We start from the raw sequence: 25623 nt of genomic DNA, 5'->3' as shown, positions 1-25623 counted from the left end.
GTCACCCGGGCGGGGTCGCTGACAGGGCCGCCGCGCCGGTGTTCCATGGCCCCATGACCGACGAACCGGTGCGCGGGCCCGCGGTGGCGCCGTCGCCCCGCGGCCACGCCGTGCGCGTCATGAGCGGGCGCGACCCCCACGAGCCGGCGCGCGTCGCCACGCCGCTGGAGCTGCTCTTCGACCTCGCGTTCGTGGTCGCCTTCGGCATCGCGGGGGAGCAGGCCGCCCACCTGCTGGCCGAGGGGCACGTCGCCTCCGGCGTCGTGGGCTTCGCGTTCTCGATGTTCGCGATCCTGTGGGCCTGGATCAACTTCTCCTGGTTCGCCTCGGCGTTCGACACCGACGACTGGGTCTACCGCGTCATGACGATGGCGCAGATGGTCGGCGTGGTCGTCCTGGCCCTGGGGCTGCCGCAGATGTTCGCCTCCCTCGACGACGGCGAGCGCGTGCACAACGAGGTCATGGTCGGCGGCTACGTCGTCATGCGGCTGGCCATGCTGGTGCAGTGGCTGCGGGCCGCGCGCCAGGCGCCGCGGTACCGGCGCACCTGCCACGCCTACGCCGGGGCGCTCGTGGTGGCGCAGGTCGGCTGGGTGGTCCTGGCCGTCGCACCGGTGGGCGTCGCCGCGTTCTTCGCCGCGGGCTCCGCGCTCGTGGTCGTGGAGATGGTCGGGCCGTGGGTGGCCGAGCGGCGCGTCGCGGTGGACGAGGGCATGACGCCGTGGCACGCGCACCACATCGCCGAGCGCTACGGGCTGCTCGCCATCATCACGCTCGGCGAGGGCGTGATCGGCACGGTGGCCTCGCTGTCCGCCGCCGTCGACGGGTCCGGGTGGACGCTCGACGCCGCCCTCGTGGCGGTCGCCGGGATCGGCCTGACCTTCGGGCTGTGGTGGACGTACTACATCACCCCGTCGGGGGAGGTGCTGCACCGCCACCGCGAGCGCGCCTTCGCCTGGGGGTACGGGCACATGGCGGTGCTCGCGGCGCTCGCGGCCGTCGGCGCCGGGCTGCACGTGGTGGCCTCCGCGCTCGACGGGCACTCCGCGATCGGGCCGGTGGGCGGCGTGCTGGCGGTGGCCGTGCCGGTGCTGGTGTTCGTCGTGGCCGACTACCTGCTGTTCTGGGTGCTGCTGCGGTCGTTCGACCCGCTGCACTCCTGGCTGGTGGGCGGGGCGGTGCTGACGCTCGCGGCGGCCGTCGTCGCCGTGGCGCTCGGTGCCTCGACGGCGTGGGCGCTGCTGCTGGTCATGCTCGCGCCGGCGATCACCGTCGTCGGGTACGAGACCGTGGGCCACCGCCACCTGGCGCAGATGCTCGAGCGCTGACCGGCGCCCGCCGCGCCCGCCGCGGGACGGCGCCGTCCCGGTACCCTGGTCGGGTGACTCTCCGCCTCTACGACACCGCCACGCGCGACGTGTCCGACTTCGTGCCCCGGACCCCCGGCCAGGTCGGCATCTACGTCTGTGGCGCGACCGTGCAGGCGCCCCCGCACGTCGGCCACCTGCGCCCGTCGGTCGCGTTCGACGTGCTGCGCCGCTGGCTGGAGCGCTCGGGCTACCGGGTCACGCTGGTGCGCAACATCACCGACATCGACGACAAGATCCTCGCCAAGGCCGCCGCGGCGGGCGTCGAGTGGTGGGCGCACGCCGCGCACTACGAGCGGGTGTTCACCGCCGCCTACGACGCCCTGGGCGTGCTGCCGCCCACGTACGAGCCGCGCGCCACCCAGCACGTGCCGCAGATGGTCGAGCTGATGCAGCGGCTGGTGGAGCGGGGGCACGCGTACTCGACCGGCGCGGGCAACGTGTGGTTCGACGTCCGCTCCTGGCCGGCCTACGGCGAGCTCACGCGCCAGCGCCTGGAGGACCTCGCGCCGGAGCCCACGGACGACGGGGCGGGCGCGGCGGACGCCGCCGTCGCCGACCCGGCGGCCGCCAAGCGCGACCCGCACGACTTCGCGCTGTGGAAGGCCGCCAAGCCGGACGAGCCCGCCACCGCCTCCTGGGACACCCCGTGGGGCCGCGGCCGGCCCGGCTGGCACCTGGAGTGCTCGGCCATGGCGCAGCGCTACCTGGGCGACGAGTTCGACATCCACGGCGGCGGCCTGGACCTGCGGTTCCCGCACCACGAGAACGAGCAGGCGCAGTCGCGCGCGGCCGGCTACCCGTTCGCGCGGCGCTGGATGCACAGCGCGTGGATCACGCAGTCGGGCGTGAAGATGAGCAAGTCGCTCGGCAACGGGCTGCTGGTGGCCGACGTGCTGGCCGCCGCGCCGGCGCCGGTCGTCCGCTACGCGATCGCGTCGGTGCAGTACCGCTCGATGCTCGAGTGGGCCCCCGACACCCTCGAGGAGGCCCGCGCCACGTGGGACCGCCTCACCGGGTTCGTCGAGCGCGCCACCGAGCGCGTCGGTACCGTGCCGCGCGACGAGATCGCCAAGGCCGAGCTGCCCGAGGGCTTCGTCGCCGCGATGGACGACGACCTCAACACCCCCGCCGCCCTCGCCGTCGTGCACGAGCACCTGCGGGCCGGCAACACCGCGCTGGCCCAGCCGGCCGGCGCGGAGGCCGACGCCGCGGTGCGCGACGAGCTCGTCACGGTGCGGGCGATGCTCGACGTGCTCGGCCTGGACCCGCAGGACCCGCACTGGGCCGGCGGGGCCGCGGCCGGCGGCGGGGCCGACAAGACCCGCACCGCGCTGGACGCGCTGGTGGCCGCCGAGCTCGACGCGCGCGCCGCGGCCCGCGCGGCCAAGGACTGGGCGACGTCGGACGCGATCCGCGACCGGCTCGCCGCGGCCGGCGTCGTCGTCCAGGACGGGCCCGACGGGGCCCGCTGGACCCTGGCCGACTGACGCCGGCCGACCGAACCACGAATCCACGTCTCGAGGACCACACATGGCAGGCAACACCCGGCGCCCCGGCGCGACCCGCAAGGCGGGCACCAAGAAGGGCGCCCAGGTCGGCACGGGCGGCCACGGCCGCAAGGCGCTGCAGGGCAAGGGCCCCACGCCCAAGGCGGAGGACCGCACCTACCACGTCGCGTACAAGCGCAAGCAGGAGGCCGAGCGGCGCAAGGCGGCCGAGGCCCGCAAGGGCGCGGCCAAGGGCGTCGCGCGGGGCACCCGCCGCGCCACCGACGGCGCCGAGGTCGTGGCCGGCCGCAACGCCGTGCTCGAGGCGCTGCGCACCGACGTGCCGGTCACCGCGCTGCACGTCGCGAGCCGCATCGACCACGACGACCGCACCCGCGAGATCCTGCAGATCGCCGCGGGCCGCGGGCTGGCGCTGCTGGAGACCACCAAGCCCGAGCTCGACCGGCTCACCGACGGCCAGGTGCACCAGGGCGTGGCCGTGCAGGTGCCGCCGTACGAGTACGCCGACGTCGACGACCTGCTCGACGCCGCCGAGGTGTCCGGACGCCCGGCGCTGATCGTCGCGCTCGACGGCGTCACCGACCCGCGCAACCTCGGCGCCGTGCTGCGCTCGGCCGGCGCGTTCGGCGCGCACGGGGTGCTGGTGCCCGAGCGGCGCGCGGCCGGCGTCACCGCCTCGGCGTGGAAGGTCTCGGCCGGCGCGGCCGCGCACGTGCCGGTGGCGCGCGCGACGAACCTGACCCGCGCGCTGGCGGAGCTGAAGAAGGCCGGCTGCTTCGTCGTCGGCCTCGACGGCGGTGGCGACACCGAGGTGGGCGACCTCCAGCTCGCGACCGAGCCGCTCGTGCTGGTCGTCGGCTCGGAGGGCAAGGGCCTGTCCCGCCTGGTGCGCGAGTCGTGCGACGTCGTCGCGTCCATCCCGATCGACGACGCGGCGGTGGAGTCGCTCAACGCCGGCGTGGCCGCCGGCATCACGCTGTACGAGGTGGCCAAGGCCCGCCGCGCGGAGTCCTGACGAGGGGTCAGCCGACCTCGGCCTCGTACGCCCGCTCGGGCGGCAGGCCCAGCACCGCCTGCTCGTCGGGCCGGTGCCGCAGCACCTCCTCGACGTAGGAGCGCGCGGCCTCGGGCATCGGCACGTCGCGGTGCAGGCGCTGGGACAGGAACCAGCGGTGGTCGAGGATCTCGTGGTACAGCTGCGCCGGCTCGAGCTTGCGGCGCAGGTCGCGCGGCACCGCCTCGATCGTCGGCTCGAAGGAGTGCAGCAGCCAGTCGTGCGCCACGAGCTGCTCGGAGTCGTTGAGCCGGTCGGTCGCCGCGCGCCAGGCGTCCAGGTCGTTGAGCAGCCGCCGGGCCTGGTTGTCCTGGACGTCCAGGCCGGTCAGGCGCAGCAGGCGGCGCGAGTGGTGGCCGGGGTCGACGACCTTCGGCTCGATCTGCACGGTCGTGCCGTCGATGTCGGTGACGATGGTCAGCTCGCCGACGTCGAAGCCCAGGTCGTTGAGGCGGCGGATGCGCTCGTCCACGCGCCAGTGCTCGTCCGCGGAGAAGGACTCGACGGCGGTGATGGCGTCCCACAGCTCCGTGTACCGGTCGACGAGCGCGTCGCCGATCGCGACCTCGTCGGCCTCCTCGTCCAGCAGCTCGCCGGCCGCGAGGTCCATGAGCTCGCCGATGATGTTGGTGCGGGCCAGGTCGAGGTCGTACATGCGCTGGCCGGCGCTGAGCTCGCGGTGCAGGTCGCCGGTCTCGGCGTCCACCAGGTATGCGGCGAACTGGTCGGCGTCGCGGCGGAACAGCGTGTTCGACAGCGAGACGTCGCCCCAGTAGAAGCCGGCCAGGTGCACGCGCACGAGCAGCACGGCGAGCGCGTCGATCACCCGTGTGGCCGTGTCCGGCTGCAGCGACTTGCTGAACACCGCGCGGTACGGCAGCGAGAACGCCAGGTGCTCGGTCACGATGGCCGCCTCGAGCGGCTCGCCGTCCTCCGTGTGCCGACCCGTGACGACGCCGACGGGCACGACGCAGGGCACCTCGAGCTTGTTGAGGCGCCGCAGCAGCTCGTACTCGCGGAACGCGTAGTGGTCCCGCGTCTCCTTGACGGCCAGCACCCGGCCGCGCAGCTTGACGAACCGGACCACGTGCCGGGAGATGCCGCGGGGCAGCGCGGCGAGCACGTCGGTCGGCCAGTCCTCGAGCGCCACGTTCCAGGGCAGGTCGAGGAGCGCGGCCTCCGGGCGCGCGGCGGTGATCTGGAGGTTCTCCACGGGGGTCCTCAGGGTCGTGCGGTGGTGCGTGCTGGTGGTCTCGGTGGGCGCGGGGGCGGCGGTCGCCGCGGCGCGCCGTCGTCCACCCTATGCGCAGGGACGCGTGCACGGGCGCGGCGTCCGGTCGGGAACGCGAAGGGCGGGCCCGGCGACGCCGGACCCGCCCTCCCGGGTGCGGCGGGCGCCGGGGCGCCCGCCGTCACTGCCTGTCTCAGCCGAGACGGTTGCCCGACGAGGCCGAGAACACGTGCTCGTGGCCGGCCTTGATGGCCACGTTGATGATGTCGCCCTTCATCGGCACGTCGCGCGGGTTGATGCGCACGATGACCTGGTCGGAGTCGCCCGCCGAGAGCTCGCCCGTGCCGAGGTCGCTCTGGAGCGAGCCGTACACGTAGGCGTCGGAGCCGAGCTCCTCGACGATGTTGACCTGGACCTGGAACGAGCCCGGCGTGCCGCTCGGCACGACGTCGAGCGACTCGGGACGGAAGCCGACGGTGACCTTGCCGGCGTCGGCGTCCGTGAGGCCGGCGACCATGGAGCGCTCGAGCGGGATCTGCGCGTTGCCGACGAGCGCCGCGCCCTCCTTGACGTCGAACGTGCCGATGTTCATGGCCGGCGAGCCGATGAAGCCGGCGACGAACACGTTGGCCGGCGCGTCGTACATCTCGCGCGGGGTGCCGACCTGCTGGAGCACGCCGCCCTTGAGCACCGCGATGCGGTCGCCCATCGTGAGGGCCTCGGTCTGGTCGTGGGTGACGTAGACCGTGGTGACGCCGAGGCGGCGCTGCAGCGACGCGATCTGCGTACGGGTCTGCACGCGGAGCTTGGCGTCGAGGTTCGACAGCGGCTCGTCCATGAGGAACACCTGCGGCTGGCGCACGATCGCGCGGCCCATGGCGACGCGCTGACGCTGACCACCCGAGAGGGCCTTCGGCTTGCGGTCGAGGTACTCGGTGAGGTCGAGGATCTTGGCAGCCTCCTCGACGCGCTGGCGGATCTCGGCCTTCGGGGTGCCGGCGATCTTCAGCGCGAAGCCCATGTTGTCCGCCACGGACATGTGCGGGTACAGGGCGTAGTTCTGGAACACCATCGCGATGTCGCGGTCCTTCGGCTGGACGTCGGTGACGTCGCGGTCGCCGATGAGGATCCGGCCCCCGTTGACGTCCTCGAGGCCGGCCAGCATGCGCAGCGACGTGGACTTTCCGCAGCCCGACGGGCCGACGAGGACGAGGAACTCGCCGTCCTCGATGTGCAGGTTGAGCTGGTCGACGGCGGGGCGCTCGGTGCCCGGGTAGACGCGCGTCGCGTGGTCGAAAGTGACCGTAGCCATGAGTGGTAGTCCCTCCACCGGCAGGTACGTGCCGGACGATCCGTTGTGGTCGGGTGCCGCTGCGTTCACGACAGTCGTGTCGGCGTTGACACTAGGTGTTCAGTTGTCCGGCGCCCCGCGGGGCGCCGGTGCCGCCGAGGCGGCTGGCCCGACTGTACCCCGGCCGTGGGGCGGGCCACAGTGTGAACCAGGTCACGGGTCGGTCACGATGGCCTCAGGCACCCTCCGCGAGGCGACGTCCCAGCAGGTCGGCGAGGTGCTCGAGCGCCGCCGCCACGCCGTCGGCGTCCGCCACGCGGTGCGCGGCGACCGTGTCGCCGGCGCCGACCTTGACCGTCACGTCGCCCGGCCGGAGGGCCTCGAAGGCGTGCTCGTCGGTGGTGTCGTCGCCGGCGTACAGCACGCGCACCGCGGGCGCGCCGGCGTCCTGCGCGACGACGTCGCGCAGGCGCGCGAGCGCCGACCCCTTGTCGGTGGGCAGCACCGCGACCTCGACCACGTCCTTGCCGTGCAGGGCGTGCAGCCCCAGCTCGGCGACGACGGCGTCGGCCCGCGCGACGGCGTCGCGCGCGGCGTCGCGCGGGGAGCGGCGGGTGTGCAGCACGGCGGCGCTCGGCTTCGTCTGCACCCAGGCGCCCTCGGTGCCGGCAGCGACCCGCTCGAGGCCGGCGACCAGCCGCTCGAGCGCGGCGGCCTGCTCCGGCTCCAGGCGCACGGGCACCGCGTCGACCCGGGTCGAGCCGGCGCCGTCGTCAGTGCCGTCGTCAGTGCCGTCGTCAGTGCCGTCGTCAGTGCGGTGCGCGCCGCCGGCGTCCTCGGCCGCCCGCACGTGCCCCGTCTCGGCGCCGTGGCTGCCGACCAGGTACGTGCCGGCGGGCGGCGCGGCGCGCGCGGCCAGGTCGGCGAGGTCGCGCCCCGAGACCAGGGCCAGCCGGGCTCCGGCGGCGGCCGGCAGCGCGGCGAGCCGCGTCACGGCGGCGCGGGCCGCCGGCGTCATCGCCGACGCTGTCGGGTCGTCCACCAGCGGCGCGAGCGTGCCGTCGAAGTCGAGGCCCACCAGCACCGCGGCGCCGTCGGGCGCGGCGAGCGCCGCGAGCGCGTCGGCCAGGCCGTCGGACAGCCCCGTCGCAGCCTCCGTCGTGGCCTCCGTCGGGGCCTCCGTCGTGGGCGACGCCGCGGGCTCAGACATGGCTGCTGCGGTGCGGCAGGGCCGTGAGCACGCCGAGGAAGCTCTCGGCCCACTTCGCGACGTCGTCGCTCATCACCCGGCGGCGCAGGCGCCGCATGCGCCGGCGCTGCTCGCGCGGGTCCATCTGCGCCGCGGCGACGATCGCGTCCTTCATGCCGTCGATGTCGTGCGGGTTGATCAGCACCGGTCCGGGCGCGAGCTCGTCGGCCGCGCCGGTGAACTCCGAGAGCACCAGCACGCCGCGCTCGTCGGAGCGGGCCGCCACGTACTCCTTGGCCACGAGGTTCATGCCGTCGCGCAGGCTGGTGACGAGCATGACGTCGGCCGCCAGGTACAGGGCAGCCATCTCCTCGGGCGGGTAGGAGTGGTGCATGTAGCTGATCGCGGCGTGCCCGTACTCGCCGAACTCGCCGTTGATGCGGCCCACGAGGCCCTCGACCTGCTCGCGCAGCTCCTGGTAGGCGCCCACGTTCTCGCGGCTCGGGCTGGCCACCTGCACCAGGGTCGAGCGCTCGACGTCGAGCCGGCCGTCCTGCAGCAGCTCGCCGTAGGCCTTGATGCGGTGGCGGATGCCCTTGGTGTAGTCGAGGCGGTCGACGCCGAGCATGACGACGTCGGGGTCGCCGAGCTCGGAGCGGATCTCCTTGGCGCGCTGCTGCACCTCGGGGGTGCGCGCGAGGGCGTCGAAGCGGTGGGAGTCGATGGAGATGGGGAAGGCCGCCGCCCGCACGTGCCGGCCCGGCCGCCCGTCGGCGTCGGTCAGCGTGACGATCGGCCCGCGGGTGGTGTAGTCGGTCAGGCGGCGCACGGCGCGGATGAAGTTGGACGCGTCGCCGCCGCGCTGGAAGCCCAGGAGGTCGGCGCCGAGGAGGCCCTCGACGATCTGGCGTCGCCACGGCAGCTGCTGGAACAGCTCGATGGGCGGGAACGGGATGTGGTCGAAGAAGCCGATGCGCAGGTCGGGCCGCAGGTCGCGCAGCATCTTCGGCACCAGCTGGAGCTGGTAGTCGTGCACCCACACGACGGCGCCCTGCGCCGCCTGGGCGGCGGCGGCGTCGGCGAACCGCTGGTTGACGGCGCGGTAGGCGTCCCACCAGGCGCGGTGGTACGACGGGGTGGCGACGACGTCGTGGTACAGCGGCCACAGCGTGTCGTTGGCGAAGCCCTCGTAGTACCGCTGGATCTCCTCGGCGCTGAGCGTCACCGGGACCAGGCGCATCCCGTCGGCGTCGAACGGCTCGTGGGCGAGGTCGGGCGCGCCGGACCAGCCGACCCACGCGCCCTCGTTGTGCTGCATGACGGGCTCGAGCGCCGTCACGAGGCCGCCGGGTGACCGCTGCCAGTCGACCCCGCCGTCGGACCGCACGGAGAAGTCCACCGGCAGCCGGTTCGCCACGACGACGAAGTCGTAGCCGTCGGACCCTCCGGGCTCGCTCACGCGCGGCACCTCACCGCGCGGCGCCTCCGTCCCCGTGGCGCTGTCGACGGACGGTCCTTTGCCGTTCAATGGGATTTCCTCCCGGTCGTTTTCGCGTGTCCTTTGCTCTCGCCAGAGTAGACCGAGAGCAGGATCTCCACCGGTCGAGAACGGACGAACCGGACAGCCGCGTGCCGCCCGGCACCTCGCCTGCCCGGCGCACTACCGTGTGCTCCATGGGAGAGGGCGAGGGTGGTGCCGGGCCCGCGGAGCAGCCCGCGGCGACGCCGCCCGCGCGCCTCTCCACGGGCGCCGAGGTCGGTGGCTACACGATCCGCTCGCTGCTCGGGCGGGGCGCGATGGGGGCGGTCTACGAGGCCGCCGACGGCGGCGGCCACCTCGTGGCCCTGAAGATCCTGCACGCCCACCTCGACGCCGACCCCGTCGGGCGCGAGCGGCTGCGCCGTGAGGTGCTCGCGCTGCAGCGGCTGCGCCACCCCGCCGTCGCCCAGGTGCTCGACGCCGAGCTGGACGGGCCCGAGGCGTTCGTCGTCACCGACCTGTACGAGGGGCCCACGCTCGAGCGGGAGATCGACCAGGGGGGCCCGCTCGACGCCGTCGACCTGTACGAGCTGGCCGACCAGCTCGCCGGGGCGCTGGAGGCGGTGCACCTGGCCGGCGTCGTGCACCGTGACCTCAAGCCGTCCAACGTGCTCATCACGCCCAACGGGCCGGTCCTCATCGACTTCGGCATCGCGCAGGCGCTCGAGGAGCCCCGCGCGGCGCTCACCTCGCCGGGCTTCGTCATCGGCACGCCCGGCTACCTGGCGCCCGAGCTCCTCGACGGCGGCGCGCCCACGCCGGAGTCGGACTGGTGGAGCTGGGCCGCGCTGCTGGCCTTCGCCGCCACGGGGCGCTCGCCCTTCGGCGTGCGGCCCACCGACCAGGTGCTGCGCCGCTCCCGCGAGGGGCGCGCGGACCTCGTCGGGCTGCCGGCGCGCACCGCCCGGGCCCTGGCCGGCGCGCTGCAGGCCGACCCGGCGACCCGCTGGGGGCCCACCGAGGTGGCCCGCGCGCTGCGCCGCGACGCCGACGACGCCTCGCACGCCGCGATCCTCGCCGGCGACCCGCTCGCCGGCGACGACGAGGCGACCCAGCGCATCGCCGCCCACGACGACCCGACGCAGCCGCTGGGCGCGCCGACGCGGCTGCTCGGCGCCCCCACGCAGCTCGTCGCGCCGCCGTCGATCCCGCCTGCGACGAGCGCTGACGCGCGCGCGACGGCGATCGACCGGGACCGCGCCGCCGCCCACGACGGGCTCACCCAGGCGGTCCCGCTCGGCAGCGTGCGGCCGGTCACCGGCCCGATCCCGCAGGTCGAGGCCCGCTACCAGCCGTACGAGGCGCTGCCCGACGCGCCGGAGCCCGAGGAGCCGGCGCCCGCGGTGCCGTACGCGCGGCCCGCCACCCGGCGGCGCACCGGGAGCCTGCTCGCGGCGGTCGCGCCGCTGGCCGCGCTGGCCGCCACCCGCCCCGGGGTGGCGTTCGCCGTCCTGGTCGGCCTGCTCCTGCTGTGCCGCGTGGTCGGCACGGCGTGGGACCGCTGGCACGCGCGCCGCGAGCGGAACGGCGGGCCGCGCGGGTCCGACGGCGTGCTGGCGGCGGTCGCGCTGCCGTGGCACGTGCTGCTCGGGGTGCTGGGGGCGATCCCGCAGGTGGTCGTCTCCGCCTGCACCGCCGTCGTGGTCGTCGTCGGGGGCTGGTGGCTGTTCGGCGCGGGGCGCGTCGTGGTGCTGCCGCGCGTCGACGTCGAGGCCCGGTCGGTGGGCGGCATGAACGAGACGCTCGTGTTCTGCGGCGTGCTGGCGGCGGCCATGGTGCTCGCCGCGCTCGCCGCGTGGTTCGGGCCGGCGGGCCGGCCGGCGCGGCTCGGCGGGCGCGTGCTGCTCGGGCGGCTGGCGCCCGGACGGGTGGGCGCCGCGGTCTTCGTGGTCGTGTGCCTGGTGCTCGCGGGGGTGCTCGCCGCACCGGCGCTCGGCGCGGCGCCGCAGATCGACTGGTGGCCGCTGCCCGGCCCGCCGGAGATCGCGTAGCGGGACCGTCGCGGCGTCGCCCGGCCGCCGGTTGAACCGGGACGGGTCCTCGTCCGTTGTGGTGGTGAACCCCAGGTCCGCCCGTCCGAACCCGCCGGTAGGCTGAGGCAGCCGCCACCGGACGCGCGGCAGTGTGCCCGAACGAAGGACCACGATGTCGAACAGCTCGAACCTGACCAAGGCGCAGCGCCGCGAGGCCGCGCGCGCCGAGGCCCTCGCCCTCAAGCAGAAGCAGGCAGCGCGCGACCGGCGCAACCGCACGATCACCCTCAGCGCGCTCGGCGTCGCCGTCCTGGCGCTCGCGGGCGTGTTCGTCTTCGTGCTCATGCAGGGCAACGAGCGCTCCGCGCGCTTCGACTTCGACGACGTCCCGCTGGCCGAGGTCACCCAGGCCCCCGCGACGGCGCAGGACGACGGCGGCATCCCGGTGGGCACCGACGGGGCGGCCGGGACCACGACCGACGGCGCGCCGACGGTCGGCATCTACTTCGACTACATGTGCCCGATCTGCGGGCAGTTCGAGGACGCCAACGGCCAGTCGGTCGACCAGATGATCGAGAACGGCGACGCCACCGTGCTGTTCCACCCCGTCTCGATCCTCGACCGCGCCTCGGCCGGCTCCAACTTCTCGACCCGCTCCGCCGCGGCCGCCGCCTGGGTGGCCGACCGGGCGCCGGAGCAGTTCCTCGACTTCCACGACGCGATGTTCGCCAACCAGCCGAAGGAGAACACCGAGGGCCTGACCGACGAGGAGATCGCCGACCTCGCCGTGCAGGCCGGGGTGCCGCAGAGCGTCGCCGACGGCATCAGCGACGGCACCGCGGTGGACACCTACGGCCAGTGGGTCTACTCGGCCTCGCAGGCGGCCACGGACGACGAGTCCCTCTACAACCCCCAGAGCAACGCGTTCGGCACGCCGACGCTCACGCTCGACGGCCAGCGCTGGGACGGCAACTGGACCGACCCGACCGCGCTGACCACCGCCGTCGCGCAGGCGAGCGGCGAGTGACGCGTCGCGGCGCGACACGCTGACGGCGAGGCCCCGGCGACCGGATCGGTCGCCGGGGCCTCGTGGCTTCCCGGCCGCGACCCGGTGCGCGTCCTCACGCCCCGCGGGCCTCGGCGGACGCGGCCGGCCAGGTAGTCTGGTCCGCGCCTCGCCGCCTTAGCTCAGCTGGTAGAGCTCCCGTCTTGTAAACGGAAGGTCGTCGGTTCGAACCCGACAGGCGGCTCCACCGCAGCCCGGACCGGATCCGGATCTGGAATCACGTCAGGGTCGGTTCCGCCATCGTCGCGATGGCGGAACCGACCCTGACGCGATGTGCAGCGCCGCTGCTCAGCCCCACGGCTGCCAGCGCGTCGGCTCCGGCCACTTCGCCGGCCGGCCGTCGCCGCTCGAGGTGCGCCGGATCCGTCGCTCGATCCACGGCACCACGTGGGTGCGCGCCCACTGCGCGTCGGCGCGGGCCTTCTCCACGAAGGGCACGGGCGGGGCGGGGTCGAGCGGCGCGTCGAACCGGGCGTCGTCGGGCTCCAGCCCGAGCGCGACGAGCGCGGCCTGGGCCACGCGGTCGTGGCCCTCCGGCGTCAGGTGCAGGCGGTCGTCGCTCCACAGCCGCAGGTCGAACAGCGCGCGCAGCCCCCACAGGTCCAGCACGTACGCGCCGTGGCGGCGCGCGATCGACCAGATGTTGGAGTTGTAGACGCCGGTGCGCCCGTGCGTGAACGCCAGCGCGCCGCCCGCCTTGAAGCCGGCGGCCAGCAGCACGTCGGCGCCGGTCGCGCGGATGCGCACGACGGCGTCCTCGAGCTCGGCCGACAGCGCGTCGATGTCGGCGTTGGGGCGCAGGATGTCGTTGCCGCCGCCCACGAGCGAGACCAGGTCCGGCTCGGCGGCCAGCGCGCTCGGCACCTGCTCGTCGAGGATCTGGTGCAGCAGGCGCCCCCGGATGGCGAGGTTGGCGTACTCCAGCGGCGGCTGCCCGGCCGCCGCCCGCCGCGCCGACAGGGCGTCGGCCAGGCGGTCGGCCCACCCGCGCTGCTTCGCCTCGGACGCGGTGCCCGCCGGCGCCGGCGTGCCGTCGTCGTACGGGTACGGGTCCCACAGACCCTCCGAGAACGAGTCGCCGACGGCGACGTACCGCGCCCACCGCAGCGGAGGGCTGGTGGGGTCGGCGGCCTCGGCCGCGGCGGTGGCTGCGGCGTCCGGCTCGACGGCGACGGTGCGCGCCGGCTCGGGCGTCTCGGGGGAGGTGGGATCAGGCGTCGTCACGCCCAGCATTGTGCACCCGCCCCGCCGCCGGCCCGCAGGGCCCGGGACGGGTGAGATGGGCAGGGTCAGGGCAGGCGCCAGTCCACCGGCGCGGCGCCCTGCGCCTCGAGCAGCGCGTTGACGCGGGAGAACGGCTTGCTGCCGAAGAACCCGCGGTAGGCGGACAGCGGGCTGGGGTGCGCGCTCTCGACCGTCGGCACGTCGTCCAGCCACGGCTTGAGGCTCGCCGCGTCGCGACCCCACAGGATCGCCACGAGCGGGCCGCCGCGCGCCACGAGCGCCTTGATCGCTGCCTCGGTGACCGCCTCCCAGCCCTTGCCGCGGTGCGACGCCGGCTCGCCCGGCCGCACGGTGAGCACACGGTTGAGCAGCATCACGCCCTGGTCGGACCACGGGCGCAGGTCGCCGTTGGACGGTGCCGGCGCGCCGACGTCGTCCATCAGCTCGGTGAAGATGTTGGCCAGCGACTTCGGCACCGGGCGCACGTGCGGCTGCACCGAGAACGACAGGCCCATGGGGTGGCCGGGCGTGGGGTAGGGATCCTGGCCCACCACCAGCACCTTGACCTGGTCGAACGGCCGGCGGAACGCCGCGAGGACGTCGCCGGGCGCGGGCAGGTACTGGCGCCCGGCCGCGGTCTCGGCGCGCAGGAAGTCGCCCATCGCGTGGATCTGCGGCTCGACGTCGGCCAGCGCCGCCGCCCACCCGGGGTCGACCACCTGCGACAGCGGCGGCCGGTCCGCCGACGACGGCGGGGCCGCCGGCGAGGTGGCGGGTTGGGTGGCGGGCGAGGGCGCGGGCTGGTTGTCGGGCTCCACGGACGGCGAGGCTACCCGCCGCTCGGGTGCCCGGCCGGTCGGCCGGTCGGCCGCTCTGCCGGTGCCCGCCGCTTCGTGGTGCCCTCCCCGTGTCAGTACCAGCGCAGGCCATGGCGTGCGCTGGTACTGACGATCACAGGAACCGGTTCCGCTGTCAGCACGAGCGCGGGCCATGGCGTGCGCTGGTACTGACACGCGTGGATGACAGCCGTGTCGTTCCCTGCGGCGTACCCTGGAACCCATGAGCGAGGCAGTCGTGCAGCACGTCGCGCCCGGCACCCCGGGCGCCACCGAGGCGGCCGAGGACGCCGGCGAGCTCTCCGCGCGCGACCGCGAGATCCTCGCCTTCGAGCGCCAGTGGTGGAAGTACGCGGGCGCCAAGGAGCAGGCGATCCGTGACCTTTTCGACATGTCGGCCACGCGGTACTACCAGGTGCTCAACGCGCTGATCGACAGCCCGGCGGCGCTCGCCGCGGACCCCATGCTGGTCAAGCGGCTGCGTCGCATGCGCGCGACGCGCCAGCGGGCGCGCTCGGCACGACGCCTGTCCGACGACCGCGCCTGACGGCTCCGCCGGCCGCTTGCCCCGAGCCGCTACCCTGGGCGCCGTGAGCAAGAGCCAGTACTCGTACCCGCCCGACGAGTTCGACGTCCGCGGGCCCGACGACGCGCCGGTCGGTGTGCACCGGGCGCCGCGCAGCGGGTGGAGCAAGGCCTGGCCGTTCCTGCTCGTCGCCGTCGTGTGCGCCGGCATCGCCGTCGGCGCGGTGTCGCTCCTGTCGCGCGACACGGGCACGCCGTCGGTCGCCGCCGAGCCCGGGACGACGCAGTCCGCGCCGGGCGATGCGTCCGCGTCGCCCGAGGCCACGCCCGAGGGGTCGGAGCCTGCGGCGCCGTCGGCCACCCCGGAGACGTCGCCGAGCCCGAGCGGCACGCCCGACGTCGCGACGCTGGTCGCCGCGGCCGACGTCGCCGCGCCGATCCGGATCGTGAACTCCTCGACGATCGTGGGGGCGCCGGTCGACGGGCTGGCGGCCAAGGGCGCCGACGCGCTGGCTGGGCGCGGCTTCACCAACGTCCTGCCCACGAACCCGTCGTCGAACGATGTGCCCACGGTGAACACCGTGCTGTACGTCGAGGGCCGCAGCGACACCGCCGCCGCCGTCGCCGCGATCCTGGGCGTCGACCCCGCCAACGTCCGGCAGGTCAGCGGCCTCGCCGAGGGCGCCGCGGTGACCGCCGTGCTCGCCACGGACATCACGCCCGCGGGCTGACGCCCGCGCTCCGCGCACCGTCCTGACGCCGCAGCCGATTCCGGGTCCCTGGGGGTCCGAGACAGACCCTTCTGTCTCGGACCCCCACGGACCCGGATCGCGTCTGGGGGGGTGGTCGGGCGGCGGCAGGGCGGGTGATCTGCCGCGACACGGTCGCAGTTCGTCCTTCCCCCGCTGTGACCGAGGCCACTAGGGTGTGGCGCACCACGAGGCGGACAGGCGCCTCGCGGCGCACGCACAAGGAGAAGTTCATGGCCCAGGGCACCGTCAAGTGGTTCAACGCGGAGAAGGGGTACGGGTTCATCACCCCGACCTCCGGCGGACAGGACCTGTTCGTCCACTACAGCTCCATCCAGACCGACGGCTACCGGACGCTCGACGAGGGGCAGCAGGTGGAGTTCGAGGTCGGCCAGGGCCAGAAGGGCCCGCAGGCCGAGCAGGTCCGTCCGCTCTGACGGCCTCGGCCGCCGGCGGCGCGGGGGTCCGCGCACGACGACGGCCGCACCCCACGTCTTCCGGGCCGGCCCGTGCTGCAGACCGTCCCAGGCCGCCGGCGCGGGGCCGGACGGCGCCGTGATGGACGCCGTTCCGCCGCGGGCGGACTGTCTTGCACTCGTCACCGGAGAGTGCCAATAATGGCGTTAGCACTCTCCGGCTGCGAGTGACAGAACCACGGGATCCGTACCGGGGAGTGACGCAAGAACTCGGGTCGTCAGGTGAGGCCCGCGCGGGGCGTGACATGAACGCGCCGTCGTGGGTCGTCCGTCGCGGGCGCCGGCCGACCGTCATCCACCCAGCGGAGGATCAGTCCCCATGGCCAAGATCATCGCCTTCGACGAGGAGGCTCGTCGGAGCATGGAGCGCGGGCTCAACCAGCTCGCCGACACCGTCAAGGTCACGCTCGGCCCCAAGGGCCGCAACGTCGTTCTCGACAAGAAGTGGGGCGCCCCCACCATCACGAACGACGGCGTCTCCATCGCCAAGGAGATCGAGCTCGAGGACCCGTACGAGAAGATCGGCGCGGAGCTCGTCAAGGAGGTCGCCAAGAAGACCGACGACGTCGCCGGTGACGGTACGACCACCGCGACCGTCCTGGCCCAGGCCCTGGTCAAGGAGGGCCTGCGCGTCGTCGCCGCCGGCGCCAACCCGATCGCCGTCAAGCGCGGCATCGAGAAGGCCACCGAGGCCGTGACCGAGCAGCTGCTCAACGCCGCCAAGGAGATCGAGACCAAGGACGAGATCGCTGCCACGGCCGCCATCTCCGCCGGCGACCAGGCGATCGGCGAGCTCATCGCCGAGGCCCTCGACAAGGTCGGCAAGGAGGGCGTGATCACGGTCGAGGAGTCGAACACCTTCGGCCTGGAGCTCGAGCTCACCGAGGGCATGCGCTTCGACAAGGGCTTCCTCGCCCGCTACTTCGAGACGGACCCGGAGCGCCAGGAGGCCGTCCTCGAGGACCCGTACATCCTGCTCGTCGAGTCGAAGATCTCGAACGTCAAGGACCTGCTGCCGATCCTCGACCAGGTCATGAAGCAGGGCCGCTCGCTGCTGATCATCGCCGAGGACGTCGAGGGCGAGGCCCTGGCGACCCTGGTGCTGAACAAGATCCGCGGCACCTTCAAGTCCGTCGCCGTCAAGGCCCCGGGCTTCGGCGACCGCCGCAAGGCCATGCTGCAGGACATCGCGATCCTCACCGGCGGCCAGGTCATCACCGAGACGGTCGGCCTCAAGCTGGAGAACGCGACCCTGGACCTGCTGGGCCAGGCCCGCAAGGTCGTCGTGACCAAGGACGAGACCACGATCGTCGAGGGCTCGGGCGACGCCGACCTCATCGCCGGTCGCGTCAACCAGATCCGTGGCGAGATCGAGAAGTCGGACTCCGACTACGACCGCGAGAAGCTGCAGGAGCGCCTCGCCAAGCTGGCCGGCGGCGTCGCCGTCATCAAGGCCGGCGCGGCCACCGAGGTGGAGCTCAAGGAGCGCAAGCACCGCATCGAGGACGCCGTCCGCAACGCCAAGGCCGCGGTCGAGGAGGGCATCGTCGCCGGTGGTGGCGTGGCCCTGATCCAGGCCGGCGCCGCCGCGTTCGCCAAGCTCGAGCTCGAGGGCGACGAGGCCACCGGTGCCGCGATCGTCCAGTCGGCCATCTCGGCCCCGCTCAAGCAGATCGCCGTCAACGCCGGTCTCGAGGGCGGCGTCGTGGCGGAGAAGGTCAAGAGCCTCCCCGCCGGCCAGGGCCTCAACGCCGCCACGGGCGAGTACGAGGACCTGCTCGCCGCCGGCGTGAACGACCCGGTCAAGGTGACCCGCTCGGCGCTGCAGAACGCCGCGTCGATCGCCGCGCTGTTCCTCACGACCGAGGCGGTCGTGGCGGACAAGCCGGAGAAGGCTCCGGCCGCGCCGGGCGCCGACGGCGGCATGGGCGGCATGGACTTCTGAGTCCGGCCGTGAGCGCCCGCTGAGCGGGCGCTACCGCACCACGACGCAGGCCCGTCGCCCTGGGAGAGATCCCGGGGCGGCGGGCCTGCGTCGTACCCGGGGCCCGCGGCGAGCCTTCGTGCTGCGGACTGGCGCTGCCGGCTGCGGCTACTGGGCGCCGCGCACCATCCACCCCTCGGCGTCCACGTCGACGAAGCCGAACCTGCGGTACAGGCCGTGGGCGTCGGCCGTCTTGAGCATGACCCGCTTGAGGCCGAGTGGTTCCAGGTCCGCCATGACGCCCTCGACGAGGCGCACGCCGAGGCGTCGGCCGCGCACGGCGGGGTCGACGATGACGTCGCACAGCCAGGCGAACGTCGCGCCGTCGGTGACCACGCGGGCGTAGGCGACCTGGGCGCCGGTGGCGGTGTCGTAGATCCCGTAGTTGCGCGACCCCGCGACGGCGGCGTCGTGCACCGCGCGCGACCGGCCACGCGCCCAGTAGGAGTGCTCGGCCAGGAGCCGGTGCACGTGCTCGACGTCGAGGCGGTCGGGGTCGGCGGAGAACTCGAAGGCGGTCACCGGGCGAGTGTCGCACCGAGCACCGACGGCCACCGCGCCGCCGCGGCGCGACCGGGACGCCGCGCTCAGCCGGCCGCGAAGAGGCGGCTGGCCTGGGCCTCGGCGTCGGCGTACGTGCGGGCGGCCGTGGCGAGCGCCGTCTGGACGGCGTCGAGGGCGCCTTCCACCTGTGTCTGCGCCGACTGCCACTGGCCCATGACGCCGACGAACGCCGTCGCGGCCCCGCCGTGCCACACCGACTGCAGGTCCTGCAGGTGACGCAGCATCGCCGCGACCTCCGTGCGGATGGCTCCGACGGACCCCTGCACGGCAGCGCTCGCCTGCGCGACGCGCTCGCTGTCGACCTCGTACCGCATGGTGCCTCCCGATCGTCCCGTGCGGCCCGGAGCGTCCGGGCCCACGGTCACGTTAGGAGCCGCAGGGTGTCGCTGCGCCGGGCGCCGCACGCCGGCGGTGGACGACGGGCGTCGCGGGGCGGGTGTGCACAGCGACCAGGGTGGTGGGGGCGCGGCGGCGGCCGGAGCCGCGGCCCTCCGCCCGAGGGCGAAGGACGCGCTGCACCGGTCGGGGGCTCGCGGCACGCCCCGTGGCCGGTGGCTCAGGACGCGCGGGGAGCCGGCGAGCCCTCGACGTCCTCGGGCGGCAGCGTCGCCTGCTCCTTGAGCAGCCGGGCCAGCTCGGCCTCGATGTTCTGGCGGGCCGCGTTCTCCCACGCGCCGCCCATCGGGCTGGAGAAGATCTGCTTGCGGCCCAGGAGGCGCTGCAGCACGCGGATGCGGGCCCGCACGAAGTCGCGCTGCGGGATGTGGCCGTACTCCTCGCGCACCGCCGCCACGTACTGCTTGTAGCGCTGCGGCTCGATGGCGAGCATCGACAGGTCGGCGTCGTTGAGCACCTGGCTGTCGGTGTCGCGCGGGTCCGGGGTGTGCCACAGCAGCGTGTCGACGAGGTGGGCGACACGCTCCACGTTCTTCTCGGGCAGCCCGAGCGCCGTCAGCTCCTTGCGGGCCAGCTCCGCGCTCGCCGTCGTCTGCTCGCCGTTCTTGAACGCGCTCGCGAGCTTGCGGTCGGCGCTGAACACGGCCCCGTGGTACCAGGCGGCCAGCCGCACCAGGTCGGGCTCGTGCGTCTCCTGGGACAGCTCGTCGACGCGGTGCAGCACGGTGGCCAGGTGCTTGAGGTTGTGGAAGTGCCGCTCGGGACCGGACCAGCGCTCCACGAGGCTGTCGGCGACGCCGCCGATCTCCGCCTCGGACGCCGTGGCGCCGGCCCCGAGAGCGGAACGGGTGAACGAGGAACGGAACCACTGCGGTGCGTCAGCGAAGTTGACGCCCATCTGTATCAGACCTTCGGTCGACGACTACGGAACGTGCCCTCACCGTCAGCCTACGACCCCCGGGGGACACCTGCGGCAGGGCGCCGCGCACCCACGCGGGGCGCCGGGTCGTGCGGCCGACCCGGCGACGACGAGGGACGATCGTAGCCTCACTCGGCGATGCCCGGGGACGCCGCGGCGGCGCCCCCGGCGGTGCCCCCGGCGTGGCCGGTGCCGTGGCTCTCGACGGGCCGGTCGCCGGCGGGCAGCGTGACCCGGACGGTGAGCCCGCCGCCCGGCGTCGTGGCCGTCTCCACGTGCCCCTGGTGCGCCCCGACGATCGCCGCGACGATCGCCATGCCGAGGCCCGAGCCGCCCGACTCGCGGTTGCGGGAGGAGTCGGCGCGGTAGAACCGCTCGAAGATGCGCGCTGCCTGCTCCGGCGTGACGCCCGGCCCGTGGTCGCGGACCTCGAGGCGCGCGGCGCCGTCGGGCAGGACGCCCAGGGCGAGCTCGACCGGGGTGCCGGCGGGCGTGTGCCGCGCGGCGTTGCCGACCAGGTTGGTCAGCACCTGGCGCAGCTTGTCGCCGTCGCCGGTCACGGCCAGGGCCGATGGCGGTGCGGCGGCGCCGTCGAGCGCGGTGACCGCCACCGCGCGGGTGGGGTCGAGGGCGTGCAGGTCCTGCGCGGCGTCGTGCGCCAGCCGCGCCAGGTCGACCGGCTCGCGGCGCAGCGGGCGGCCCTCGTCCATCCGCGCCAGCTCCAGCAGGTCGTTGACCAGCGAGCCCATGCGGCGGGCGGAGTCCTCGATGCGGCCCATGGTGTCCTGCACCTTGTCGCCGGTGTCGAGGGCGCCCATGCGGTACAGCTCGCCGTACCCGCGGATCGTGGCCAGCGGCGTGCGCAGCTCGTGGCTGGCGTCGGAGACGAACTGCCGCATCCGCTTCTCCGACGCCTCCTGGGCGGAGAACGCCCGCTCGATCTGCGCCAGCATCGTGTTGAGCGAGATCGACAGCGAGCCGACCTCTGTGGACGCGGGCCGCTCGGGCACGCGCTGCGACAGGTCGCCGGCCGCGATGGCGGCCGCCGTGGACTCGATGCGGCGCAGCGGCCGCAGGGAGCGGTGCACGAGCAGCCAGGCGGCGATGCCGCCGATCGTCACGATCGAGACGCCCGAGATGGCGAGCGCTCGGGTGAGGAACTGGATGGTGTGCCCGATCTCCGACAGCGGGAGGGCGACGTAGGCGGTGCCGACGGTCTGCCCGTTGAGGGTCACCGGCGTGCCGATGACCCGCCACGCGGTCGGGTCCGACCCGCCGGAGGACTGCACGGTGAAGGCGTCGAGTCCGCGGGCGCTCACCCGGGCCAGCGTCTCGTCCGGGAACCGCGGCGTGCCGAACCGCTCGACGGTCGCCGGCCAGGCGAGGGGCTGGCCGTCACCGTCGAGGTCGCGGATGAGCACGACGTAGTCGCTGGGCAGCAGGTTCTGCCGGCCCTCTGACTGCGCGTACGCCTGGCGGACCGCGGACTGGACCGACTGGGTGAGCTGCGTGTCCACCTCGCCCACGAGGTACTCGCTCACCACGACCCGGGTCACGAACGCCGTCATGCCCAGCCCCAGGGCGAGCAGGACGACGATGATGGACACGAGGCGCGCGCGCAGCGGCACGCTCTCCAGCGATGCCCACAGCGGCTGCAGGCGGTGCCGCCAGGCGTCGCCGAGGTGGCCGCCGCCCTGCCCACGGTGCGCGCCGTCGTCGTGCCCCGCCCCGCCGTCGTCGTGCCCCGCCCCGCCGGCGGACGGACCGCCGCCGGACGGGAAGGGGGCACCGCCGGGTGCCGCGTCAGGGGACGTCGCGGCACCCGGCGGCGCCGGGTGGCCGGCCGCACCGGTCAGGGTGCGGCCGGCCGCGGCGCCGCGGCCGTCGTCGCGCAGGGGGAACGCGACGGCGTCGCTCGCGGCGCCGGGCTCGTGGGGGTGGGGCCGGGAGGTCACGTCAGACGCGCGCCGGCTGCGGGGCGCGCAGCAGGTAGCCCACGCCGCGCTTCGTGTGGATCATCGGGGCGAGCGTCACCTCGTCGCCGTCCGGGCCGGTCACCTTGAGCGCGTCGATCTTGCGGCGCAGGTAGGAGATGTAGGACTCGACGATGTTGGCGTCGCCGCCCCAGTCGTACTGCCACACGTGGTCGAGGATCTGCGCCTTGGACAGCACCCGGCCCGCGTTGAGCATGAGGTAGCGCAGCAGCTTGAACTCGGTGGGGGACAGGTCCACCTCGACGCCGGCCCGGCGCACCTCGTGGCTGTCCTCGTCGAGCTCCAGGTCGCCCACCCGCAGCACCGCGTCCTCCTCCGGGAGGCCCACCTGCGTGCGCCGCAGCACCGCGCGGATTCGGGCCACGACCTCCTCCAGGCTGAACGGCTTGGTGACGTAGTCGTCGCCGCCCACGGTGAGCCCCTGCACCTTGTCCTGCGTGTCGTCCTTCGCGGTGAGGAACAGCACCGGCGTGTGGCGGCCCGTGGCCCGCATGCGGTGGGTCACCTGGAAGCCGTCCATGTCGGGCAGCATGACGTCGAGGACGACGAGGTCCGGCTCGAGGTCGCGCACGAGCTGCAGGGCGCCGGCGCCGTCGGCGGCGGCGTGGACCTCGAAGCCTGCGAAGCGCAGGGACGTGGACAGCAGCTCACGGATGTTCGGCTCGTCGTCCACGACGACGAGGCGCGCCTCCGGGGTGGTGGGGCTGGGCATGACTCCAGTCTGCGCCCGTGGGCTGGAGGATGCCTGGGAGCAGGTCCAGGAGTTTCCTGGGAATCGTCCGGGGGTCGCCGGTGCGGCGCGCCGCACCGGGTCCGACGCCCTGCGGCGGGCGCTCCTAGCATGGCGTGCGGCGTGCGGCGTGCGCCGCCGAGCGAGGGGGAGCGATGGAGCTGACCGGCACGGACCTGACGGGCCTGGTGCTGACCGTGGTCCTGCTGGCCGCGGGCGTGTACGTCTTGTACTTCGTCGTGCGGTACGCCGTGCGCGACGGGATCCTCGACGCCCGCGCCAAGGAGGCCGAGCAGGCACAGGGGGGACCCGCGGGCGCCGCGGACGGCGGTGCCGAGGGCGACGGACCGCAGCCGTAGGCCCGCAGGCGGGTCGGCGGGCCCCGCCCGGCGCCGGCGCAGACGCCGACGGCGGCGCACCGCCGCAGCGGGCACCGCCGTCGTGAGCCGGGCGTGAGCCGGGCGTCAGAGGTAGCGCAGCGGGTCGAACTCCTCGAGCGGGATGATCCGCACGCGCGGCAGCAGCGTGGTGAACGCGTCGGCGTCGGTCTCGAGGTCGAACATCTCGAGGCCGCGGTGCGTCAGCTCGGTGAAGCGCGCGTTGACGAACTCGCGGAAGGCCAGCAGGCCCACCTTGCGGTCGCCGCCCAGCAGCGCCTCCATCTGTGGCAGGAAGTCGCCGTCGTGGCTGGCCAGCAGCACGTCGCCGTCGCGGTCGGCGATCGCGTCCAGCGTGCGCTGGATACCGACGTCGACCACCTTCTCGGTGCCGCTGCCAGCCAGCGGGATGGGCCGGTAACCCATCGCCAGCAGCGCCTGCACGAACGACATCGGCATCTGCCCGCTGGTGGCGTTGAGGAAGAACAGCGGGACGACGTCCTGCCCCCACACCTTCTGCGCGAACGTGCTGATGCGGTCCCAGCGCGGCCGCTCCTCGGGGTTCGGGCGCCGGTTGAGCACGTTCATGCCCAGGGTGGCGTCGATGTTCTCCCCGTCGACCAGCAGGTACGTGCGGCGGCCGGAGGGCGCCGCGGAGGCCGGGGATGACGGGGGGACGGCGAACGGCTGCGACATGGGCCCAGCGTAGAGCCAGCGCGGCGCGAGCGCCGGGGCGTGCCGGACGCGGACCCGCCGCGGGTTCGGGACCTGCGGGGTTGTGGAGAAGTCCGGGGACGCGAGTACGTTGTGCCCCCGTGACCACGGAAACTCTCGACCGCGCCCTCGCGCCCGCCGGCCCCGGCGCCGCCGCCGAGGCCGCCGAGCGACCCCGCATCACCGTCCTGCAGAACAGCCCCGACGTGCCGCTCGGACTCTTCGTCCCGCTGCTCGGCGACGGCGTGCGCACCGTCCGGCTCGACCTCGGCGAGCCCGTGCCGGCGCTCGACGCCGTCGGCGACGGGCTCGTGGTGCTCGGCGGGCAGATGTCCGCGTACGACGACGCCGCCGCGCCGTGGCTGCCGGCCGTCCGCGGGCTGCTCGCCGACGCCGCCCGGTCCGACGTCCCGACGCTCGGCATGTGCCTGGGCGCGCAGCTGCTCGCCGTCGCCGGTGGGGGAGCCGTCCAGGTCGCGGCCCCGCCCGGGCGCGAGGCCGGCGTCGTGACGATCCAGTGGCGCGACGCCGCCCGCGACGACGCGCTGCTGAGCGCCGTCGCCGGCGCCGCCGCGTCGACCCGGGCCCTGAGCATGCACGCCGACGCGATCTGCGAGCTGCCCGCGGACGCCGTCTGGCTCGGTTGGTCGACCACGTACCCGTACCAGGCGTTCCGCTGGGGCTCGGCGGTGGGGCTGCAGTTCCACCCCGAGGCCGGCAAGTCGATCGCGCTGGACTGGGCGCGGCAGCACGACGACGTCGACGCCGCCGCGCTCGACGAGGAGATGAACGAGCACGCCGCCGAGCTGGCCCAGCTGGCGATCACCCTGGCAGGCGCCTTCTCGGCGCAGGTCTCGGCCCGCGCGGCCCGCTGACCGACCTGACCGGCCGCTGACCCGCCCGCGCCGAGCAGTCCACCGGCCCGCCCGGAACAGCAGCTCGGCTCGCGAGATAGAGAAGGTCCTCGCCGAGATAGAGAGGCCCCGGCCGCACGTGCGGCCGGGGCCTCTCTATCTCGCGGACCTGGGTCTCTATCTCGCGAGCGTGGCTCTCTATCTCGGCGCCAGAGCTCTCTATCTCGGCGGGAGGGCGGGGGTCACCACGCGGACTCGGGCTTCGGCTCCTGCTGTCCGGCCTCGATCTCCGGGGTCACCGGCGTCGGGCTGATCTGCTGCGGGGCGCTGCTGCCCTGCTTGAGCGCGGCCAGGCGCGCCTCGAGCTCGATCTCCTGGTCGGACATCATCAGCTCGTCGAACTGGGCGTCGATCGAGGCCGCCGCCACCTCGGACTGGCCGATCGCCATGGCCTCCTCGCGGCGCACCGCCTCCTCGAAGCGCGACAGCTCGCTCGTGGGGTCGAGCACGTTGATGGAGCTGATCGCCGTCTGCACCGTCTGCTGCGCCTGGGCCGACTTCTGCCGGGCCACGAGCGAGTCGCGCTTATTCTTCAGCTCGCCCAGCTTGTCCTTCATCATGGCGAGCCCGGACTTGAGCTTCTCCACCGTGGCCCGCTGCGTCTCGATCAGGGGCTGCGCCTGCTTGACCTCGCCCTCGGCGTCGAGCTGCTTGCGCAGCGCCACCTTGGCGAGCTGGTCGAACTTGTCGGCGTTCGCCGCGTCGCCCTTGGCACGGTACTCGTCGGCCTTGCGGGAGGCGGCCAGGGCCTTGGCGCCCCACTCCTGCACCGCGGCGACGTCCTCGTTGTAGTCCTGCTCCGCCAGGCGCAGGTTGCCGATCGTCTGGGCGATCGCCTGCTCGGCCTCGGCGATGTTGTTCGTGTAGTCGCGCACCAGCTGGTCCAGCATCTTCTGCGGGTCCTCGGCGCGGTCGATGAGCGCGTTGATGTTCGCCTTGGCGAGCTGGGTGATGCGCCCGAGGATGCTCTGCTTCTGGGTCATGGGTGGGGTGCCTTCC

24 protein-coding genes and 1 tRNA gene are annotated in these 25623 nt (G+C 74.3%); 12 read left to right on the top strand and 13 right to left on the bottom strand.

Annotated elements, in window-relative coordinates; translation table 11 throughout:
* Positions 1-53: 53 nt before the first annotated feature.
* From GSF02_RS06220 to rlmB, 3 genes are read left to right on the top strand one after another with little or no spacing between them, the layout of a single operon-like run.
* Positions 54-1328 (top strand): low temperature requirement protein A, encoded by a 1275-nt coding sequence (locus GSF02_RS06220; protein ID WP_235915403.1) that lies wholly within the window; start codon positions 54-56, stop codon positions 1326-1328.
* Positions 1329-1381: 53 nt separating this feature from the next.
* Positions 1382-2857 carry a cysteine--tRNA ligase gene (gene cysS, locus GSF02_RS06215; RefSeq protein ID WP_159793840.1) on the top strand — a complete coding sequence of 492 codons (1476 nt, stop codon included), beginning with the start codon at positions 1382-1384 and terminating at the stop codon, positions 2855-2857.
* A 43-nt stretch (positions 2858-2900) separates the two neighbouring features.
* Positions 2901-3893: a 23S rRNA (guanosine(2251)-2'-O)-methyltransferase RlmB gene (gene rlmB, locus GSF02_RS06210; protein WP_159793838.1), complete on the top strand. Its 993-nt coding sequence runs from the start codon at positions 2901-2903 to the stop codon at positions 3891-3893.
* A gap of 7 nt (positions 3894-3900) precedes the next feature.
* Here rlmB and GSF02_RS06205 read toward each other — a convergent pair whose 3' ends face one another.
* From GSF02_RS06205 to GSF02_RS06190, 4 genes are all read right to left on the bottom strand, one after another.
* Positions 3901-5145: a DUF4032 domain-containing protein gene (locus GSF02_RS06205; protein WP_159793836.1), complete on the bottom strand. Its 1245-nt coding sequence runs from the start codon at positions 5143-5145 to the stop codon at positions 3901-3903.
* A 211-nt stretch (positions 5146-5356) separates the two neighbouring features.
* Positions 5357-6475 carry an ABC transporter ATP-binding protein gene (locus GSF02_RS06200; RefSeq protein ID WP_159793834.1) on the bottom strand — a complete coding sequence of 373 codons (1119 nt, stop codon included), beginning with the start codon at positions 6473-6475 and terminating at the stop codon, positions 5357-5359.
* Positions 6476-6689: 214 nt separating this feature from the next.
* A complete protein-coding gene (locus tag GSF02_RS06195; RefSeq protein WP_159793832.1) occupies positions 6690-7664 on the bottom strand; it encodes a trehalose-phosphatase in 975 nt (324 codons plus the stop codon).
* Positions 7657-9102, bottom strand: coding sequence for an alpha,alpha-trehalose-phosphate synthase (UDP-forming) (locus GSF02_RS06190; protein WP_235915402.1), 1446 nt, complete (start codon positions 9100-9102; stop codon positions 7657-7659). Before GSF02_RS06190 ends, GSF02_RS06195 begins: the two co-directional genes overlap by 8 nt.
* A 215-nt stretch (positions 9103-9317) precedes the next feature.
* On the opposite strand from GSF02_RS06190, the gene GSF02_RS06185 reads away from it, so the two are divergent.
* The 3 genes from GSF02_RS06185 (at position 9318) to GSF02_RS06175 (ending at position 12409) form a co-directional block, all read left to right on the top strand.
* Positions 9318-11174, top strand: a complete 1857-nt coding sequence (locus GSF02_RS06185) for a serine/threonine-protein kinase (protein ID WP_159793830.1) — start codon at positions 9318-9320, stop codon at positions 11172-11174.
* Between the two features lie 154 nt (positions 11175-11328).
* A complete protein-coding gene (locus GSF02_RS06180) occupies positions 11329-12183 on the top strand; it encodes a DsbA family protein (protein WP_159793828.1) in 855 nt (284 codons plus the stop codon).
* Between the two features lie 150 nt (positions 12184-12333).
* Positions 12334-12409 (top strand) — tRNA-Thr (locus GSF02_RS06175).
* 101 nt (positions 12410-12510) lie between these two features.
* Here the strand turns inward: GSF02_RS06175 and GSF02_RS06170 are convergent.
* Both GSF02_RS06170 and GSF02_RS06165 read right to left on the bottom strand, forming a co-directional pair.
* Positions 12511-13446 (bottom strand): SGNH/GDSL hydrolase family protein, encoded by a 936-nt coding sequence (locus GSF02_RS06170; protein WP_408003864.1) that lies wholly within the window; start codon positions 13444-13446, stop codon positions 12511-12513.
* A 65-nt stretch (positions 13447-13511) separates the two neighbouring features.
* On the bottom strand, positions 13512-14174 hold the full coding sequence (locus GSF02_RS06165) for a uracil-DNA glycosylase (RefSeq protein ID WP_159793931.1): 663 nt from the start codon (positions 14172-14174) through the stop codon (positions 13512-13514).
* A gap of 331 nt (positions 14175-14505) precedes the next feature.
* Here GSF02_RS06165 and GSF02_RS06160 point away from each other — a divergent pair, with 331 nt between their 5' ends.
* The 4 genes from GSF02_RS06160 to groL all read left to right on the top strand — a co-directional run bounded on the left by GSF02_RS06160 (position 14506) and on the right by groL (position 17977).
* The gene (locus GSF02_RS06160) at positions 14506-14829 is read left to right on the top strand and encodes a DUF3263 domain-containing protein (protein WP_159793824.1); all 324 of its coding nucleotides are present in this window, start codon (positions 14506-14508) and stop codon (positions 14827-14829) included.
* 43 nt (positions 14830-14872) lie between these two features.
* Positions 14873-15538 (top strand): LytR C-terminal domain-containing protein, encoded by a 666-nt coding sequence (locus GSF02_RS06155; RefSeq protein ID WP_159793822.1) that lies wholly within the window; start codon positions 14873-14875, stop codon positions 15536-15538.
* A gap of 251 nt (positions 15539-15789) precedes the next feature.
* Entirely contained in the window at positions 15790-15993 is a 204-nt protein-coding gene (locus GSF02_RS06150; protein WP_159793820.1) for a cold-shock protein, read from the top strand.
* 358 nt (positions 15994-16351) lie between these two features.
* On the top strand, positions 16352-17977 hold the full coding sequence (gene groL / locus GSF02_RS06145; protein WP_159793818.1) for a chaperonin GroEL: 1626 nt from the start codon (positions 16352-16354) through the stop codon (positions 17975-17977).
* A gap of 147 nt (positions 17978-18124) precedes the next feature.
* Here groL and GSF02_RS06140 read toward each other — a convergent pair whose 3' ends face one another.
* From GSF02_RS06140 to GSF02_RS06120, 5 genes are all read right to left on the bottom strand, one after another.
* Positions 18125-18538, bottom strand: coding sequence for a GNAT family N-acetyltransferase (locus tag GSF02_RS06140; protein ID WP_159793816.1), 414 nt, complete (start codon positions 18536-18538; stop codon positions 18125-18127).
* Positions 18539-18603: 65 nt separating this feature from the next.
* Positions 18604-18894 carry a WXG100 family type VII secretion target gene (locus tag GSF02_RS06135; RefSeq protein ID WP_159793814.1) on the bottom strand — a complete coding sequence of 97 codons (291 nt, stop codon included), beginning with the start codon at positions 18892-18894 and terminating at the stop codon, positions 18604-18606.
* Between the two features lie 242 nt (positions 18895-19136).
* Complete coding sequence (locus GSF02_RS06130; RefSeq protein ID WP_159793812.1) at positions 19137-19874, bottom strand: HD domain-containing protein; 738 nt, start codon at positions 19872-19874, stop codon at positions 19137-19139.
* A 149-nt stretch (positions 19875-20023) separates the two neighbouring features.
* Entirely contained in the window at positions 20024-21850 is a 1827-nt protein-coding gene (locus GSF02_RS06125; protein ID WP_235915401.1) for a sensor histidine kinase, read from the bottom strand.
* A 1-nt stretch (position 21851) separates the two neighbouring features.
* Entirely contained in the window at positions 21852-22601 is a 750-nt protein-coding gene (locus tag GSF02_RS06120; protein ID WP_159793810.1) for a response regulator transcription factor, read from the bottom strand.
* A 173-nt stretch (positions 22602-22774) separates the two neighbouring features.
* Between GSF02_RS06120 and GSF02_RS06115 the strand changes: the two genes are divergently transcribed.
* Positions 22775-22978, top strand: coding sequence for a hypothetical protein (locus GSF02_RS06115; RefSeq protein ID WP_159793808.1), 204 nt, complete (start codon positions 22775-22777; stop codon positions 22976-22978).
* A gap of 105 nt (positions 22979-23083) precedes the next feature.
* Here GSF02_RS06115 and GSF02_RS06110 read toward each other — a convergent pair whose 3' ends face one another.
* Positions 23084-23692, bottom strand: a complete 609-nt coding sequence (locus GSF02_RS06110) for an NYN domain-containing protein (RefSeq protein WP_159793806.1) — start codon at positions 23690-23692, stop codon at positions 23084-23086.
* Between the two features lie 119 nt (positions 23693-23811).
* Between GSF02_RS06110 and GSF02_RS06105 the strand changes: the two genes are divergently transcribed.
* Positions 23812-24585 (top strand): type 1 glutamine amidotransferase, encoded by a 774-nt coding sequence (locus GSF02_RS06105; RefSeq protein ID WP_235915400.1) that lies wholly within the window; start codon positions 23812-23814, stop codon positions 24583-24585.
* A gap of 221 nt (positions 24586-24806) precedes the next feature.
* On the opposite strand, the gene GSF02_RS06100 is transcribed toward GSF02_RS06105, so the two are convergent.
* Positions 24807-25607: a PspA/IM30 family protein gene (locus GSF02_RS06100; protein ID WP_159793802.1), complete on the bottom strand. Its 801-nt coding sequence runs from the start codon at positions 25605-25607 to the stop codon at positions 24807-24809.
* Positions 25608-25623 lie beyond the last annotated feature (16 nt).

It is taken from the genome of Puerhibacterium puerhi (genome assembly GCF_009846865.1).
Classification (GTDB): domain Bacteria; phylum Actinomycetota; class Actinomycetes; order Actinomycetales; family Cellulomonadaceae; genus Puerhibacterium; species Puerhibacterium puerhi.
This window is presented reverse-complemented; position numbering and strand designations above follow the sequence as displayed.